At 42.0% G+C, this 14,560-nt stretch carries 13 protein-coding genes and 1 tRNA gene; 7 read left to right on the top strand and 7 right to left on the bottom strand.

Going from position 1 to position 14,560, the window contains the following annotated elements:
• Positions 1 to 36: 36 nt before the first annotated feature.
• Both I6758_RS04730 and I6758_RS04725 read right to left on the bottom strand, forming a co-directional pair.
• Positions 37 to 501, bottom strand: a complete 465-nt coding sequence (locus I6758_RS04730) for a chemotaxis protein CheX (protein ID WP_196604057.1) — start codon at positions 499 to 501, stop codon at positions 37 to 39.
• Positions 492 to 1,352 (bottom strand): response regulator, encoded by an 861-nt coding sequence (locus tag I6758_RS04725; RefSeq protein ID WP_196604056.1) that lies wholly within the window; start codon positions 1,350 to 1,352, stop codon positions 492 to 494. The genes I6758_RS04730 and I6758_RS04725 overlap by 10 nt, the downstream gene beginning before the upstream one ends.
• Positions 1,353 to 1,570: 218 nt before the next feature.
• On the opposite strand from I6758_RS04725, the gene rfbB reads away from it, so the two are divergent.
• Complete coding sequence (gene rfbB, locus I6758_RS04720) at positions 1,571 to 2,587, top strand: dTDP-glucose 4,6-dehydratase (protein ID WP_196604055.1); 1,017 nt, start codon at positions 1,571 to 1,573, stop codon at positions 2,585 to 2,587.
• Positions 2,588 to 2,834: 247 nt separating this feature from the next.
• On the opposite strand, the gene I6758_RS04715 is transcribed toward rfbB, so the two are convergent.
• Positions 2,835 to 3,146 carry a hypothetical protein gene (locus I6758_RS04715; RefSeq protein WP_196604054.1) on the bottom strand — a complete coding sequence of 104 codons (312 nt, stop codon included), beginning with the start codon at positions 3,144 to 3,146 and terminating at the stop codon, positions 2,835 to 2,837.
• Positions 3,147 to 3,512: 366 nt separating this feature from the next.
• Between I6758_RS04715 and I6758_RS04710 the strand changes: the two genes are divergently transcribed.
• Positions 3,513 to 4,763 carry an efflux RND transporter periplasmic adaptor subunit gene (locus tag I6758_RS04710; RefSeq protein ID WP_196604053.1) on the top strand — a complete coding sequence of 417 codons (1,251 nt, stop codon included), beginning with the start codon at positions 3,513 to 3,515 and terminating at the stop codon, positions 4,761 to 4,763.
• Positions 4,760 to 7,894 (top strand): efflux RND transporter permease subunit, encoded by a 3,135-nt coding sequence (locus I6758_RS04705; protein WP_196604052.1) that lies wholly within the window; start codon positions 4,760 to 4,762, stop codon positions 7,892 to 7,894. The genes I6758_RS04710 and I6758_RS04705 overlap by 4 nt, the downstream gene beginning before the upstream one ends.
• A gap of 44 nt (positions 7,895 to 7,938) precedes the next feature.
• Here I6758_RS04705 and I6758_RS04700 read toward each other — a convergent pair whose 3' ends face one another.
• The 4 genes from I6758_RS04700 to thiD all read right to left on the bottom strand — a co-directional run bounded on the left by I6758_RS04700 (position 7,939) and on the right by thiD (position 11,271).
• On the bottom strand, positions 7,939 to 9,156 hold the full coding sequence (locus tag I6758_RS04700) for a multidrug efflux MFS transporter (protein ID WP_196604051.1): 1,218 nt from the start codon (positions 9,154 to 9,156) through the stop codon (positions 7,939 to 7,941).
• An 18-nt stretch (positions 9,157 to 9,174) separates the two neighbouring features.
• Entirely contained in the window at positions 9,175 to 9,747 is a 573-nt protein-coding gene (locus tag I6758_RS04695; protein WP_196604050.1) for a TetR/AcrR family transcriptional regulator, read from the bottom strand.
• A 242-nt stretch (positions 9,748 to 9,989) separates the two neighbouring features.
• Positions 9,990 to 10,367, bottom strand: coding sequence for a RidA family protein (locus I6758_RS04690; RefSeq protein WP_196604049.1), 378 nt, complete (start codon positions 10,365 to 10,367; stop codon positions 9,990 to 9,992).
• Between the two features lie 100 nt (positions 10,368 to 10,467).
• On the bottom strand, positions 10,468 to 11,271 hold the full coding sequence (gene thiD / locus I6758_RS04685) for a bifunctional hydroxymethylpyrimidine kinase/phosphomethylpyrimidine kinase (RefSeq protein ID WP_196604048.1): 804 nt from the start codon (positions 11,269 to 11,271) through the stop codon (positions 10,468 to 10,470).
• A 141-nt stretch (positions 11,272 to 11,412) separates the two neighbouring features.
• On the opposite strand from thiD, the gene I6758_RS04680 reads away from it, so the two are divergent.
• The 4 genes from I6758_RS04680 to hemC all read left to right on the top strand — a co-directional run bounded on the left by I6758_RS04680 (position 11,413) and on the right by hemC (position 14,533).
• Positions 11,413 to 11,489 (top strand) — tRNA-Pro (locus I6758_RS04680).
• Between the two features lie 225 nt (positions 11,490 to 11,714).
• A complete protein-coding gene (locus I6758_RS04675) occupies positions 11,715 to 12,353 on the top strand; it encodes a precorrin-2 dehydrogenase/sirohydrochlorin ferrochelatase family protein (protein WP_196604047.1) in 639 nt (212 codons plus the stop codon).
• Positions 12,322 to 13,638 (top strand): glutamyl-tRNA reductase, encoded by a 1,317-nt coding sequence (gene hemA / locus I6758_RS04670; RefSeq protein ID WP_196604046.1) that lies wholly within the window; start codon positions 12,322 to 12,324, stop codon positions 13,636 to 13,638. Before I6758_RS04675 ends, hemA begins: the two co-directional genes overlap by 32 nt.
• Positions 13,601 to 14,533: a hydroxymethylbilane synthase gene (hemC, locus tag I6758_RS04665; protein ID WP_196604045.1), complete on the top strand. Its 933-nt coding sequence runs from the start codon at positions 13,601 to 13,603 to the stop codon at positions 14,531 to 14,533. The genes hemA and hemC overlap by 38 nt, the downstream gene beginning before the upstream one ends.
• Positions 14,534 to 14,560: the final 27 nt, after the last annotated feature.

The following is a 14,560-nucleotide window of genomic DNA, read 5'->3' as shown; positions in this document are numbered from 1 at the left end:
TTGCCAAGGAAATTTATCTGTCAAAGCGGTCGTTTTTTACATTAATCCGACATGAAGCTTTATAGGAATATTATCACACAGAAGATCGATGCTTATAGTTTTCGGAACAGGCAGGGTGACCTGGCATTCAGTATCACTCATTAAAAGAGTCGGCGGAGATATATCAAGACCTTCAACATCTATTTTGCTGAACTGAGTACATGCGTTGGCGCAGACCATATTGCCCATTTCCGATAGTGCACTTAAAGCAAGATCATTAAATTCAGTGACTTCCATGCCCATCATCATTTTTGCTGCGACTTTTTTTGCACTTTCTTTGTCCATTGTTATTAAAATTGCACCCTTTATCGAACCGACTACTGCTATATTGAGTAAAATGCCCTTATAAGAAAATAAAGGACCGGTCAATGAAAGACTGGTTTTTTCTACGTTTTGAATGCCAATTTGCGGTAAAATTTCTTTGAAAGCTGTCAGGACTGGATTGATGATATTTACATCCATAGTGTCGCTCCTTTTTTAAAGCCAACACCCAGAAATATATCGCCATAATCCGTTTTAGACAGTGATTGCTCTATTTTTAAACTGGGGCTGACCAGCTCGGCGAGTTCACCATGGAACATACTGGGCGGAGAAACGCGCAGCCCAAGAGCTTTTTCTTTTTTATTGAGCATCGAACAGGCTCTCCCGCCGATTATATTGGCAAGCTCAGAAACCACAGCCAGCATTTCTTCGGAATTTTTTGGAGCGCGGTGCAGAATTGCTTTTGTAAGATTATTTGAAGTTTCAGTGGAAAGGTCCATGATCATTGTACCGGTATATTGTCCGGTTATGCCTATTATAGAAGTGATCCCTTTGGAAATATATGGTTCACTTATGGAGGAATTTTCGGCGAAGGAAAGCGGACTTTTTGCCATTCTTGTTATATTCTGGGAAAGTGCCTCTTTGAATGCTTCCAAACCTGTACGCAACAATTCTTCAAAAAGATTATCGGGGGAAAGGACCTTGTCTATAACTGAAAACAGCTCAGCAGCCTCGAATGGTTTTTGTACATAACCGGCTATGCCGATACGTTTGGCCTGCATTTCTGTTTCATAATCCTTCATAGAACTGGACAATATTATTTTAACATTGGGATCGTTGTGTAATAGGGCGCGGCTCACTTCAAAGCCGTCATGTCCGGGCATCGCTATATCCATGGTGACAATGTCGGGCTTTTTTCTATTGTACATTTCTACAGCAGTGTCGAGAGAATCAGCTTCAGCGATGACTTCATAATTTCCTTCACTGAAAATATCTGCAAGCAGTGTACGGGAAAATGGAGAATCATCTACTATCATAATTTTTACTGCCACAATATTGGCTCCCTTATAAATATATTTTCATAATATATTCGACAAAAAATATTAAAACCTTTTATTGTTTTGTGACAGAAAAGTATCAATGATTGTTTAAAATAGGGAATTGCGATCTCTGAGAAGAAAAATATCTTGCTGATTAAAAATACTCGTTATGGTAAAATATAGAAGTATATTGATTGCGATAGGCAATAATTTTGTAAGGAGCATTATTCATGAAAATATTAGTTACCGGTGGTGCCGGTTTTATAGGCAGCAATTTTGTTTATTATCAGCTTGACAAATATAATGATGAAGTAATATGCCTTGACTTGCTGACCTACGCAGGCAATCTGTCAACACTGGAAAGAGCACTGCAAAATGAAAAGTTTAAGTTTATAAAAGGCGATATAGCAGATAGAAAATTTATTTATGAACTCTTTGAGGCAGAAAAACCGGATGTGGTTGTCAATTTTGCAGCAGAAAGCCATGTCGATAGATCGATAGATTCACCAGAAATCTTTCTGCGCACCAATATAATGGGGACAGGCGTTTTGCTGGATGCGTGCCGAAAATATGGTATAAAGCGCTATCATCAGGTTTCTACGGATGAAGTTTATGGTGATCTACCGCTTGAAGCTGCTGATATGTTCTTTACCGAAACCACTCCTCTTCATGCATCAAGTCCATATTCAGCTTCGAAGGCATCGGCTGATCTTTTGGTACAAGCTTACTGCCGTACATACGGAATGCCGGTGACCATTTCCCGCTGTTCTAATAATTATGGACCTTATCATTTCCCGGAAAAACTAATTCCGTTGATGATAGCAAACGCATTTAATAATAAACCTCTGCCTGTCTACGGGAAAGGTGAAAATGTGCGTGATTGGCTCTATGTAAAGGATCATTGTGAAGCGATTGATCTTATTGTCAGAAAAGGAAAAGTGGGAGAAGTTTATAACATCGGCGGACATAATGAGAGAACAAACCTGCAGGTGGTGGAAACTATATTGAAAGAATTGGGCAAGTCACGGGAACTTATTGAATTTGTCACAGACAGACCGGGGCATGACAGAAGGTATGCTATTGATCCATCGAAAATAAGAAAAGATTTGGACTGGCAGCCGCATACTTTATTCGACGAAGGGATAAAGAAAACGATAGATTGGTATATGCGGCATAAAAAGTGGTGGGAAGATATAATGAATGGTTCGTATAGAAATTATTACAATAAAATGTATAATGACCGTTGAAGATAGTTTTATCGGTGCAAATTAAAAAATAGGTGTATTCATTTTAACAAAGAGATTTTTGTCCGTTAATAATGGATTCTATCTATATATACTGGTGATGGTATACAAGTGAGCAAATTGATAAACTTGGCGGATAAGGCAATGTATACAGCTAAAAAGTTCGATAAGAATAAATATATGTTTGTTTCATAATACTAAAAAAGGTGCTGCCTGCAATAAAGCAGGAGCACCTTTTTGTTTGGATTTATTATCTTTTATTGCTGCTCATATTGTTGATAGGCGGTCTTTGCAAATCGTTATCTATTTTATACTCTTTGGTGAGGTTTCCGTCAACTTTAGTATAGGCGGTATTATTGTCAACCCAGCTTTCATAGATGTGCCCATTGATTTCTTTTTTGCTGTAGGAAGTGGGATTGGTGTCGGCTTCGCGATAGATGCCCTTTTCACTGCTGCTCATATTCGTAATCACAAAATTTGAATTTGCGGGACTTGCCTGTGCCGCCCCTGCAAGAGAAACCCCAAATAATACTGCTGCCAACATAAATAAATTCTTTTTCATTATAAACATCCTCTCGTATATATTATTTTATTATTTAATAACTTTTTGTTTGTGATATTATAATACTATCATACATAATAAAAGTAAAGTAGTAATTTTAATATTATTAAATATAAAATAGATACTAAAGTTTATATTCTTGATAAAAAAATTTAGAAAAAATTTATTTTTATGACATAGATTTGCAACAAATAGCTTATGCAGTGGTAATATAATATACAAAATAAAGGCAGTGATGCTATATAATGGCAGTTAATGCTTCGGGACAGAAACATATAGATCAGTGTCTGTATGAACGATAAGGCAGATATCATATATTGCAATGTATTTTGTTTTGATAAAAAAAGCGAAGAGCGGAGAAATGTTATGCAATTGACTAGTCTGGCAAAAACAAAGAGAAGACGGATTATCATTATCGGTATTATTATGGCTGCGGGAATATCCTTTGTGGGAATATATCATTTATTTTATCAAAAGCAGGTACAAAATGAGAAAAAATTGGTTACAGCAGTGCATGTCGTAAGTGCTGAAAAAAAAGATCTTCTTAAAAATATTTCGCTTGTTGGGCAGACTGTGCCAAAAGCACAGGTAGATATTGCGGCAAAATATCCGGGAAAAATAGAAAACGTCAGCGCTGCACTTGGACAGCAGGTGTCATCGGGGCAGGTTTTGATCAGGGAAGATGCCGACGATGCGGCATTGACTGTTTCTGTTGACCAGCATGCGTATAATCAGGCAGTAGCTGATGCGAGAACAACACAAGTGCAGCTGAATGCAAATTATGATAAAGCAAAGGCTGATTATGACAAAGCGTTTGCAACATACCAGCGGAATAAAAATGTTTATGATGTAGGCGGGATTTCCGCGGACGATATGGATACGGCACAGCAGCAGGTGGAAGATGCCAGAGCCGCTTTAAATTCAATAGAAAATCAGATGGATGGAGGAACAGCGTCATCTGTCACATCAGCACAAGAAAATATCGCCAAGGCAAAAAGTTCTTTGGCAGCGGCACAGAAACAAAAAAATGATATGTATTTGACTTCATCGATAAACGGAACGATAGGTTATCGCCAGGTTGAAGCGGGAGATATGGTGACAGCCGGGCAGAAACTTTTGAGCGTATATGATAATAGTGTAATGTATGTGGATTATCAGGTATCAGAGCAGGATCTGCCTGCTTTTTCACTGGGGAATTCTTTGTCTGTGAATATCGAATCACTGAGCAACAGTTTTGACGGCAGTATTATATATATAAGTCCGACAATTGATTCATCGACAATGACGTATGTGCTCAGAGTTTCTGTAGAAAATCCCGACGGACTGCTCAGAGGCGGGATGTTTGCACATGCCGTGCTGAAAAGCATATTGCGCAGCAATGTAATAACGGTGCCGAAGGCAGCAGTAATAGCTAAGAATGGGAAAAATTATGTTTTTATCATTAATGCGGATAATACGGTAACACAAAAAGAAATTTCGGTCGGAGCATCGGGAGACGAGGATGAAGAGATCATCAGCGGGCTTTCAGACGGAGAAAATGTAGCCGTCGATAATTTGTCCCGTCTGAAGGATGGCATGAAAATAAATCCTTTGGGTGACGGGAGCGATGGGCAGTGAATATTACCAGGTACTGTATAAAAAAACCTATAGGGATTTCAATGATCGTTCTGTTTTTTGTGGTGCTTGGTCTGTTCAGCTTTTATCGCATCGGCGTGGAGCTGCTGCCTGCTATTAATATTCCCTATGTCACGGTGACAGTCAATTATCCGGGTGCTGACTCTGAAGAGATAGAGCAGGACGTAATAAAACCTCTGGAAAATTCGTTATCTTCTCTTACCAATTTAAAACATATGACAGCTGTGGCCAGACCGGAGAAAGCGCAGATCACTCTGGAATTCCAGTTTTGGACAAATATAGACGCTGCGGCCATTGATACCAGTCAGTATGTCAATGCTGTTTTAAATAAGCTGCCAAATGGTATCCAAACGCCGACAGTATTGAAGCGGGATGTTGACGCATTGCCGATTCTTGAGATATCGGTTTTGTCTGACAGACCGCTCGGAGAGGTTTATACTGTCGCCAATGATACTTTTGTTGAGCAATTGCAGCGTGCAGGCGGTGTTTCCGACGTTCAGCTCGGCGGCGGCAGAGATAAGGAGATAGCCGTTAATGTTGACAAAGATAAATTGGCATATTTTAATTTGTCGCTGGCGCAGATCGTTTCACGCATCGAACAGGAAAATGTAATGACCCCGGCAGGATCTGTATTTGATTCCCAGTCGGAAACGAATGTTCGTCTGACAGCGCAGTTCAAGTCCCCCGAAGAGCTGGCGGCAATACATGTGAATAATGGAAAAAATACGGCGATCCCTCTTTCGAGCATAGCCGATGTGCAGGAGCAGGATAAGCGGGTAACAAGATATGCAAGGACCAACGGGCAGGATGCGGTTTCCTTATCTGTATATAAAAACAGTGATGCCAATCTTGTGGATACTACAAAGGCTGTTATGCAGCAGCTTGATACTCTGCGGAGAGATTATCCGAATTATCAATTTGTTGTGATCACAAATTCATCCACCTATGTGGAAGACGCCTTGCATAATACCCTGGAAGCGCTGATTGAGGGACTTTTTACCACTGGGTTGGTATTGTTTTTATTTCTGCGCGGCTGGCGATCTACCATAGCTGTGCTCATAGCTATTCCTACATCGTTGATAACGACTTTTTTTATGATGTACGTGGCGGGATTTACATTCAATATGCTGTCCTTGATGGGGATGTCATTGTGTGTCGGTATATTGGTGGATGATTCTATCGTTGTTTTGGAAAATATCAACAGACATTTAAAAAAGGGAAAAAATGCTGAACAGGCAGCTGAGGACGGAAGGAACGAAATCGGTACGGCGGCGATAGCGATTACTTTATGTGATGTTGTTGTATTTATGCCGATAGCTTTTATGAACGGCATGACAGGTCAGTTTTTTCGACAGTTCGGCATGACGATAGTTTTTGCTACACTTTGCTCATTAGCCATATCATTTACTTTGACACCGATGCTGGCGGCACGATTTTATAAAAATGGGATTGGTGAGCCGCCGCAGGGTAAGTTATGGGATTTTTTCAATAATCTGGGCAATAAGATCATCATACATTATGGCAAAATATTGAACTGGAGTTTTTTCCATCCCAAAAAAATTACGGTTGCCGTAACAGTGATATTCTTGCTGGCTATCAGTCTCTACTATCCTCTGGGATTCATAGGTGGAGAATATATGCCGAAAACGGATGAAGGAAGTTTTCGAATAATGATGCAGTTTCCCGTGGGGCAAAATATCGATGCGACAAATGACAAAATAAGAGAAGCCGAAAATTATTTGATGCAGCAGCCCGAAGTCAAGAATTATTTGTCAAGCATCGGACAACCGGCAGGAAATTACGGTGCTGTGAGTGTGCAGCTGACAGACAAAAATACCCGTGAAAATATATGGCAGATCACGGATCGTGTGCGGTCATATTTGAAAAAACAATTTCCTGATGCCGCAGTTCAGGTCAATGTATCAGAAAACTCTATGCCAGGAATTTCAGGCGGTACAGGTACCGGTAATTCAGCGGGAAATACAGCGCCTATTCAGATAGAAATAAGCGGGAACGATTTAAATAATACAGTGCAGGCTTCATATAAAGTGCAGGACGCTTTGAATAATATTGACGGGATTAAAGATGTACGCAGTTCATATACAGAGGGAGCTCCTGAATTGCGGCTTGTTGTAGATAGAGAAAAACTGCGGTATTTCAATACTACTGCCAATAATATTCAGAATGTATTTTCCGGTGCCATTGCTGGATCACTGGCAGGATATTTGATGAATGATCCCAACAATGATCATCAGGATACCGATATATATGTAAGGTTAAAGGGAAGCGACGGGTTTAAAGAGTCGGACATACGCTCTATTCCGGTAAGTACGGCATCCGGTCTTATCCGGCTGGGCGATATTGCCAATGTAAAATACGATGCGGGGCCGGTGATGCTCCGGCGGGTCGATAAAAGAGAGGCTATAAATATTTCGGCCAATATAAGCGATGATCGCTCATTGCAGGATGTATTATCACAGATTTCCGCAAAACTGCCGGCGCAAAGTATGGGCAGCGGTGTTTCCTATCGGTTTACGGGACAGGCGGACAACATGAAGGATACTTTCACGGAAATGGGGCAGGCCATAGCTTTGTCACTGCTTTTGGTATATATTCTTCTGGCGGTTTTATATGAATCATTATCGACGCCATTCATAAGGATGCTGTCTTTGCCGTTTGGTTTGATAGGAGCATTTTTCTTTTTGGCAGTGACAAAAAATACAATCAATCTGTATTCCTTATTGGGAATTCTTGTCATGGACGGAGTGGTGGCAAAAAATGGTACTTTGCTGCTGGATTATACACTGACACTTATGCAGCGCGGAAAAAATGCGAGAGATGCGGTAGTCGAAGCGGCTAAAACAAGAATAAGACCTATCTTTATGACATCAATAACAATGGTGACCGGTATGCTGCCGACAGCGCTGGCCATAACACCCGGATCGGAAACGCGAGTGAGTATGGCGTGGGTGGTCATAGGCGGGCTTTTATCTTCTACCTTTTTCACCTTGGTCGTTATTCCGCTTATATTTGTATATTTATCGCAGGCTCATTTTTCAATAAGTTTCCTTTCGGCTTTTTGGCAGAAATTTGCAGTCAGCAAAAAAAAATGATATAAAAAAACAGCAGCCCTGATGATGAGCTGCTGTTTTTCTAGTCATACGGAGTGTGAAACTGCGTGGGAAAACTTCTCGTCAGCTTTTTTATAAACATATTCATGGACCCCTATGACATTAACAAGCAGAAGAAAACTGGTAGAAAAAAACAACATTCTTATGCCGAAATGTGCGGCTATCTGCCCGCCAAAAACGGAGCCGCAGAAAACTCCTAAAAATTGGGCAGTTTGATTATAACTGAACATACGTCCTGCTATCTCTGAAGGAATATTTTGCTTCAAGATAGTATTGATCGACGGAAGCATGGCGCCGGTGGCTATGCCTATAAGAAAGCGCAGCCCCATGAGCTGCCATTCATTTTGGACAAAGGCCTGTGGTATGAAGAGTATTGCTGCACAGATAAGGGCAACCAAAATCACTTTATGTGCGCCGACTTTGTCTGATAACCTGCCAAGCCAGGGTGCGGCCAGTATACTGGAAAGTCCGGAGGATGCGAAGACCAATCCGGAGATAAATGCCAGATGGTCTGTATGCGGGGATAAGGTGGATATATAGACTGTTATAACCGGTTCTATTGAGAAAAGAGCCATCTGGATAATAAAAGTGGTGACAAACATCCCGGCAATCAAAGATTTATCACTCAAAGATTGCCAAATATCGGTAAAAGACATGAGACTTTTTGCCGAGGGGGTAAAATCTTCGTGGACGAAGAAAAAAGTCAGGAGAAATGCGGTGAACAGTAAGAGCCCCATCACAATAAAAATACTGCGTATTCCTAATATCTCTACGAGATAACCACCGATGAGCGGACCTAAAAGCATGCCGCTGACGGCACCTGTAGATAATGTACCCAGCGCCCAGCCAGCTTTGCCCTTTGGCGATTGCGTGGCAATCAGTGTTATGGAACCGGAGTTATAACCGGAGATGGTTCCCATCAGTATGCGCAGACCGACCAGTTGATATACTGAATTTGCCAGACTGATGCTCCCTACAACGATGGCCATACCGAAGCTTGCTCTTAAAAGCATAGGTTTTCGTCCATATTTGTCAGCTAATTTTCCCCAAAACGGAGAAAAAAAGGCCATGACAAATGTCGTACTGCCAAAAGCGATTCCCGACCATGATTCGATATCGGCCAGGTTGTGTATACCCAGCTTTTGGATAAAAAGAGGCAGTATAGGCGCAACCTGGCTCAGTGCTGAGGAAGTGGCAAAGGAACCCAGCCAGCAGATAAATAAATTTCGTTTCCAATTTTCCATGATAGCACCTGCTTAAAATTATTCTTTTTCAACGGCTTCTACACCGTATATAAATGTCTGGACCAATAATAGATAGCTGTCTTCTTTGGCGATAGGCTGATGAAACCATCCCGATGCTTCTAGAGACACGAAACCGTGCATGATACTGCGCAGACCGCGCACAGCGTGGGTAAGATACTCATCGCGCAGCTGATACTGCGAGAGAACCTTGAATAAAACATCCATGAGATCCCGGGAAGCTGCCTTAAATTTTTCATCTTCCTTGCATTCCCAGGCAAGTGATATTATTGCCTGATATTGCCCCGGAAATATCAGGGCAAATTGCCGATAAGCCTTAGCTACTTCTAAGACAGCATCATCGCGCGATTGACCTATGGCAGCATGTGTCAGATATTGCTTTAAATGTGCGTTTGCATAGATTACAAGCTCACATTTTAAGTGAAACAGGCTGTCTATATGATTATAAAGAGACTGTTTTTTGATATTGAGCTTTGCTGCTATATATGTTAGAGTCACTGTATCAAGACCATTTTCATCGGCTATTTTTGCTGCTGTTTCAACGATAGCAGCAGTGCTGAGCTTGGCACGCATTATAAAATCACTCCTAAGAAAATCACTCCGAAAACTGACATAATACATCTTAAAACTTACTATGTCAGTTGTCAAGCAAAATATATTCTTAAAATATAAAACTCTATTTATAAAGTGAAGGTACAGGGAACATATACCTTCTGCTTTACAAATAGAGTTTTTAAAAGGATGCTGGTGAAATAAAACAATCAGCACAATAAAATAAATTTCAATGGAAGAGAAAAGTCATTATGCGAAAAAGATCATCGCAGAGCAACTGTTTCTATTTCTATGAGCATATCCTTAGGCAGACGTGCCACTTCCACACAGGAGCGTGCGGGGCATGTTCCTGTAAAATATTGTCCATAGATTTCGTTGACTTTGGAAAAATCATTCATGTTTTTGATGAAGACAGTGGTTTTTATTACCTTATCCATTGAAGAACCGGCTTCTTCCAGGACAGCTTTCAAATTATCAAGCACTTGTTTTGTCTGTGCTTCAATACCTTCGGCAATTTCTCCTGTTTCGGGAATAATGGCGATCTGACCTGATGTGAAAATCAATTTGTCAAAGATGGATATTGCCTGTGAATATGGTCCCAAAGCGGCAGGTGCTTTGGCAGTGTGGATTTCCTGTTTCATACTTCATGCTCCTTATATGTTATTAACTGTAAAATAAATTCACGGGGAATTATTGCCCGGTGAACGAATTGCCATATATGACTTATATTGAAGAAAAAATTTATTGACGTGAAGCCCAGTGACATAAAGCGCCTGTATATTGATTGAGCTTGAATGAAGCAGCCACGGCCTTTTGCATGAAGGTCTGAGTATGATTGAAAGCTTCATGGACACTAAGTCCTTTTGCCAGGCAAGCTGTCATTGCGGCAGAGAAACTGCAGCCTGCGCCGCTGTTATAGACGTTGGCTAATTTCGGTTTTTCCTCGATAAGAAAATCTTTGCCGTCGAAAAGTACATCTGTCATTTTTTCTGAATCGAAGCGGCTGCCCGATTTTATGACGATATTCTTAGCGCCGAGCTTATGAATATTGATGCAAGCCTGTTTTATGTCATCAAGGCTTTCTATACTCTCCATATCGGCCAAATATGCTGCTTCCAGAGTGTTTGGCGTTATGACATCGGCATATTTCACTAAATTTGCTTTTATGACCGCGGCTGCTTCCGGCACCATTATATCATCTATGCCTTTGCAGACCATGACGGGATCAATGACAATATTTTTAAATTTATATTTTTGAATAGAGTCAACCACTAAGTTGACAAGAGCAGCTGAACCGAGCATGCCTGTTTTAATGGCATCCGCGCCTATACCGCCGCCGACAGTGGCTATCTGACGTTCGACAGTAGCAATGTCGATGGGAAATATATCGTGAGCCCAGTCTGTGGGAGCTTGAGCCACTATGACGGTAAGTGCCGCCATTCCGTAGACACCTATTTCTTCAAAAGTTTTTAGATCTGCTTCCATGCCGGCGCTTCCGGAAGTATCCGAACCGGCAATAGTCAGCGCTTTAAATTTTTCTGCCATGCGATCACCCTTATCAGTCAATATTGTCCGCTGTGATGCGGTATGAATAAAATTATAGATAGCAGGAGGTAAAAAGTCAATTACTTTACCGTGCTTATAATGCTTGACATAAGGGGAAAATAAACTTATAATATCTATGTTCGGGACGTGGCTCAGCTTGGTAGAGCACTACCTTGGGGTGGTAGGGGTCGTGGGTTCGAATCCCGCCGTTCCGACCATAGAGAAAAAGACAGGCAGGGCATGGCTTTTTGCATGACTTGTTTTTAGCGGCATGATATTTTTTGAAGAAGCTGGAAGCCAATTTGGTTTCCGGTTTTTTTGTGCGTCTGTGATAATATATATACAGCTTTTCCGTCAAAAAACTATAATATCATAGCAATGTTTTATAGTTTGTTATATAATAAAATAATGAATGTTATTCGTAAATAAAAGAGGTGTGACGTTTGTATCCGGTAAATTTGATCCTTGATGAAAAAGCCTGTGTGGTCGTTGGCGGAGGAGAGGTCGCTTATCGTAAAATAGAAGGGCTTTTGTCAGCCGCTGCCGCGGTTACTGTCATTGCTCCGGACATTACGGAAAAGCTTTTTTCCATGTATGAGAAAGGCCTTTTTGCCTGGGTGAAGAAATCATATGAGGATGGTGATATAAAAGGCTTTTTTCTGGCCGTTTGTGCTACTGATGACGAAGAGATAAATAGAAGAGTCGCAGCCGAGGCAAAAAAAGAAGGTATTCTGATAAATGTTGTGGACAGGCTTTCTTTATGTGATTTTGCTATGCCGGCTGTTATAAGACGCGGTGATCTGCTGGTGACTTCATCAACAAACGGCAAAAGTCCTGCCATGGCGAGGGAAATACGCCGGGAACTGGAGAAGTTCCTTGATGCGGGGTATGCACCGTTCATCGAGATAATGGCAGGGCTGAGAAAGGAAGCAATGACCGTGATACCGACATTCCGGGAGCGGGAAGAGTTTTGGCGGAGCACACTTGATGAGAATATATTGAAAATGGTACGTGAAGGTAAGCTTGGAGAAGCGGAGGATAAGATTCGTAATGCAATTAGCAGTTTTGGGCCTCAATCATAAAACGGCACCGGTTGATGTGCGTGAAAAATTTTCTATCAGTCAGGAAAGCGTTATTGACGGACTTCGCCATATAGACGATTACGGAGCGATATTGGAAGCTGTGATTTTATCTACATGCAATCGCAGTGAAATTTATGCGGTTTTGGATGACGGCGATGACGGAAAAGATATATTGAAGCAGTTCCTTTTTGATTTGACCGGCAATGAAGATGAGATCGACTGCTATTTGTATTATTATCCTGATTATGCATGTATCAGGCATTTGTTTCAGGTGGCGTCCAGTCTGGATTCTTTGATCATCGGAGAAGGACAGATATTGAGCCAGGTGAAAAAGGCGTATGCCGTCGCCAGAGAAAATTCGGCAACGAGTACGGTTCTCAATACTTTGTTTCATCGGGCGATAACCACGGGAAAGAGAGTACGCACCGAAACGCATATAGCGTATAATGCCGTATCGGTCAGTTATGCTGCGGTCGAACTTGCCAAAACAGTATTCGGCGGCAGCCTCGGCAATTCTTCTGCGCTTATTTATGGTGCCGGCGAAACGGCGGAATTGACAGCAAAAAATCTTCTGGGCAAGGGAATACAGAAGATATATATAGCAAACAGACACATTGAAAAAGCACGTATGCTTGCAGAAAAATTTGCCGGGAAGGCAGTACCGTTTGATAAGGCTTTTTCCAATGCGGAGGGAATAGATATAGTTGTCACGTCCACAGGGGCGCCTCATTATGTGGTAAAGCCGTGGGAAACACAGCAGTTTATGGCCAGAAGAAAAGGGCGGCCGCTGATATTTATTGATATAGCAGTACCGCGTGATGTTGATCCGGATGTCGCTAATATAAAAGGTGTGCTTTTATATAATATAGATGATTTAAAAGCTGTGGTGGAGGATAATATAAAACGGCGCGGCGAAGAAGCAAAAGTTGCGGATAAAATAATAGCTGAGGAAGTCGATGATCTTGTGGAACGTTTTCGTTATCTGTCGTTCAGACCGGTGATGGTTCTGCTGACGGACAAGGCGGATCGGATAAGGCGGCGTGAAGTGAGGCGTGCTATGAATAAGTTGGAAAATATTACACCTGCTCAGGAACGTGCCATGGAAAATATGTCAAAAATGATAGTGCGCAAGCTTCTTCGTGAACCTATGACCAAGCTGAATAGTTCGGCAGGAACGGTACAAGAAGAATTTTATATAGAGGCTATGAAAAAATTATTCAAGCTGGATATGCTTAAGGAGAAGAACAGTGAAAAACAAGATAGTTATAGGTACGCGCAGCAGTAAGCTTGCTTTGTGGCAGGCTGAGTATATTGCAGGCTGCATACGGAAAAAGTATCCGGAAAAAACTGTGGAACTTTTGCATATTACTACCAAGGGGGACAAAGTTCTTGATGTGCCGCTGGCAAAAATAGGCGGCAAGGGTCTTTTTACCAAGGAAATAGAAACTGCCATGCTCGAAGGTGAAATCGATATAGCTGTACACAGTCTTAAGGATATGCCGACACAGCTGCCGGACGGACTTGTTTTGGCGGCTGTAACAGAACGGGCCGATGCTGCCGACGCGTTTGTCAGCATCAAATATGAAAAATTTACTTCTCTGCCGAAAGGCGCAAGAGTGGGTACTTCCAGCCTCAGGCGCAAGGCGCAGCTTTTGCATGTGAGACCGGATCTTCAGATAGGCAGTCTGCGCGGCAATGTAAATACAAGGCTGGAAAAATTGGAACAGGGATATTTTGATGCGATCATCCTGGCGGCAGCGGGACTTAAAAGGTTAGGGTTTGGAGCAAAGATACGGGAATTGCTGCCAAAGAGTCTCTGCCTGCCGGCAGTGGGGCAGGGAGTTATGGCAGTTGAAGCGCGTGAGGATGATGATGCAATGCGTGATCTGCTGCAGTTCCTGCATGATGAAAAATCATGGCAGGAGGCAATCGCTGAGAGAGCTTTTCTGGCAAGAGTGGAAGGCGGCTGTCAGGTGCCTGTGGGAGTGCATGCCGTCGCTGCCGACGGAGTGATCACTGTGGAGGCAGTAATAGCATCCTTGGACGGAAAACAGTTGTTTCATGACAGAGAGTCAGGTCCGGTTTCTTCCGCAGCTGAACTCGGCAGAAAAGCGGCAGAAAGACTGCTTGATGAAGGTGGGCTGGCAATTATGCAGGAAATAGGACTTCTGTGCGATTAGGCAGATTGGTTTTGCATATTGCGGAAA

Origin of the sequence: Pectinatus haikarae (assembly GCF_015732185.1) — a bacterium.
In the GTDB taxonomy this organism is placed as follows: domain Bacteria; phylum Bacillota; class Negativicutes; order Selenomonadales; family Selenomonadaceae; genus Pectinatus; species Pectinatus haikarae.
This window is presented reverse-complemented; position numbering and strand designations above follow the sequence as displayed.

Coding starts and splice junctions, on each gene's coding strand:
- I6758_RS04730 (WP_196604057.1), bottom strand. CDS start 501: ATGGATGTAAATATCATCAATCCAGTCCTGACAGCTTTCAAAGAAATT.
- rfbB (WP_196604055.1), top strand. CDS start 1,571: ATGAAAATATTAGTTACCGGTGGTGCCGGTTTTATAGGCAGCAATTTT.
- I6758_RS04715 (WP_196604054.1), bottom strand. CDS start 3,146: ATGAAAAAGAATTTATTTATGTTGGCAGCAGTATTATTTGGGGTTTCT.
- I6758_RS04710 (WP_196604053.1), top strand. CDS start 3,513: ATGCAATTGACTAGTCTGGCAAAAACAAAGAGAAGACGGATTATCATT.
- I6758_RS04700 (WP_196604051.1), bottom strand. CDS start 9,156: ATGGAAAATTGGAAACGAAATTTATTTATCTGCTGGCTGGGTTCCTTT.
- I6758_RS04695 (WP_196604050.1), bottom strand. CDS start 9,747: ATGCGTGCCAAGCTCAGCACTGCTGCTATCGTTGAAACAGCAGCAAAA.
- I6758_RS04690 (WP_196604049.1), bottom strand. CDS start 10,367: ATGAAACAGGAAATCCACACTGCCAAAGCACCTGCCGCTTTGGGACCA.
- thiD (WP_196604048.1), bottom strand. CDS start 11,271: ATGGCAGAAAAATTTAAAGCGCTGACTATTGCCGGTTCGGATACTTCC.
- hemA (WP_196604046.1), top strand. CDS start 12,322: ATGCAATTAGCAGTTTTGGGCCTCAATCATAAAACGGCACCGGTTGAT.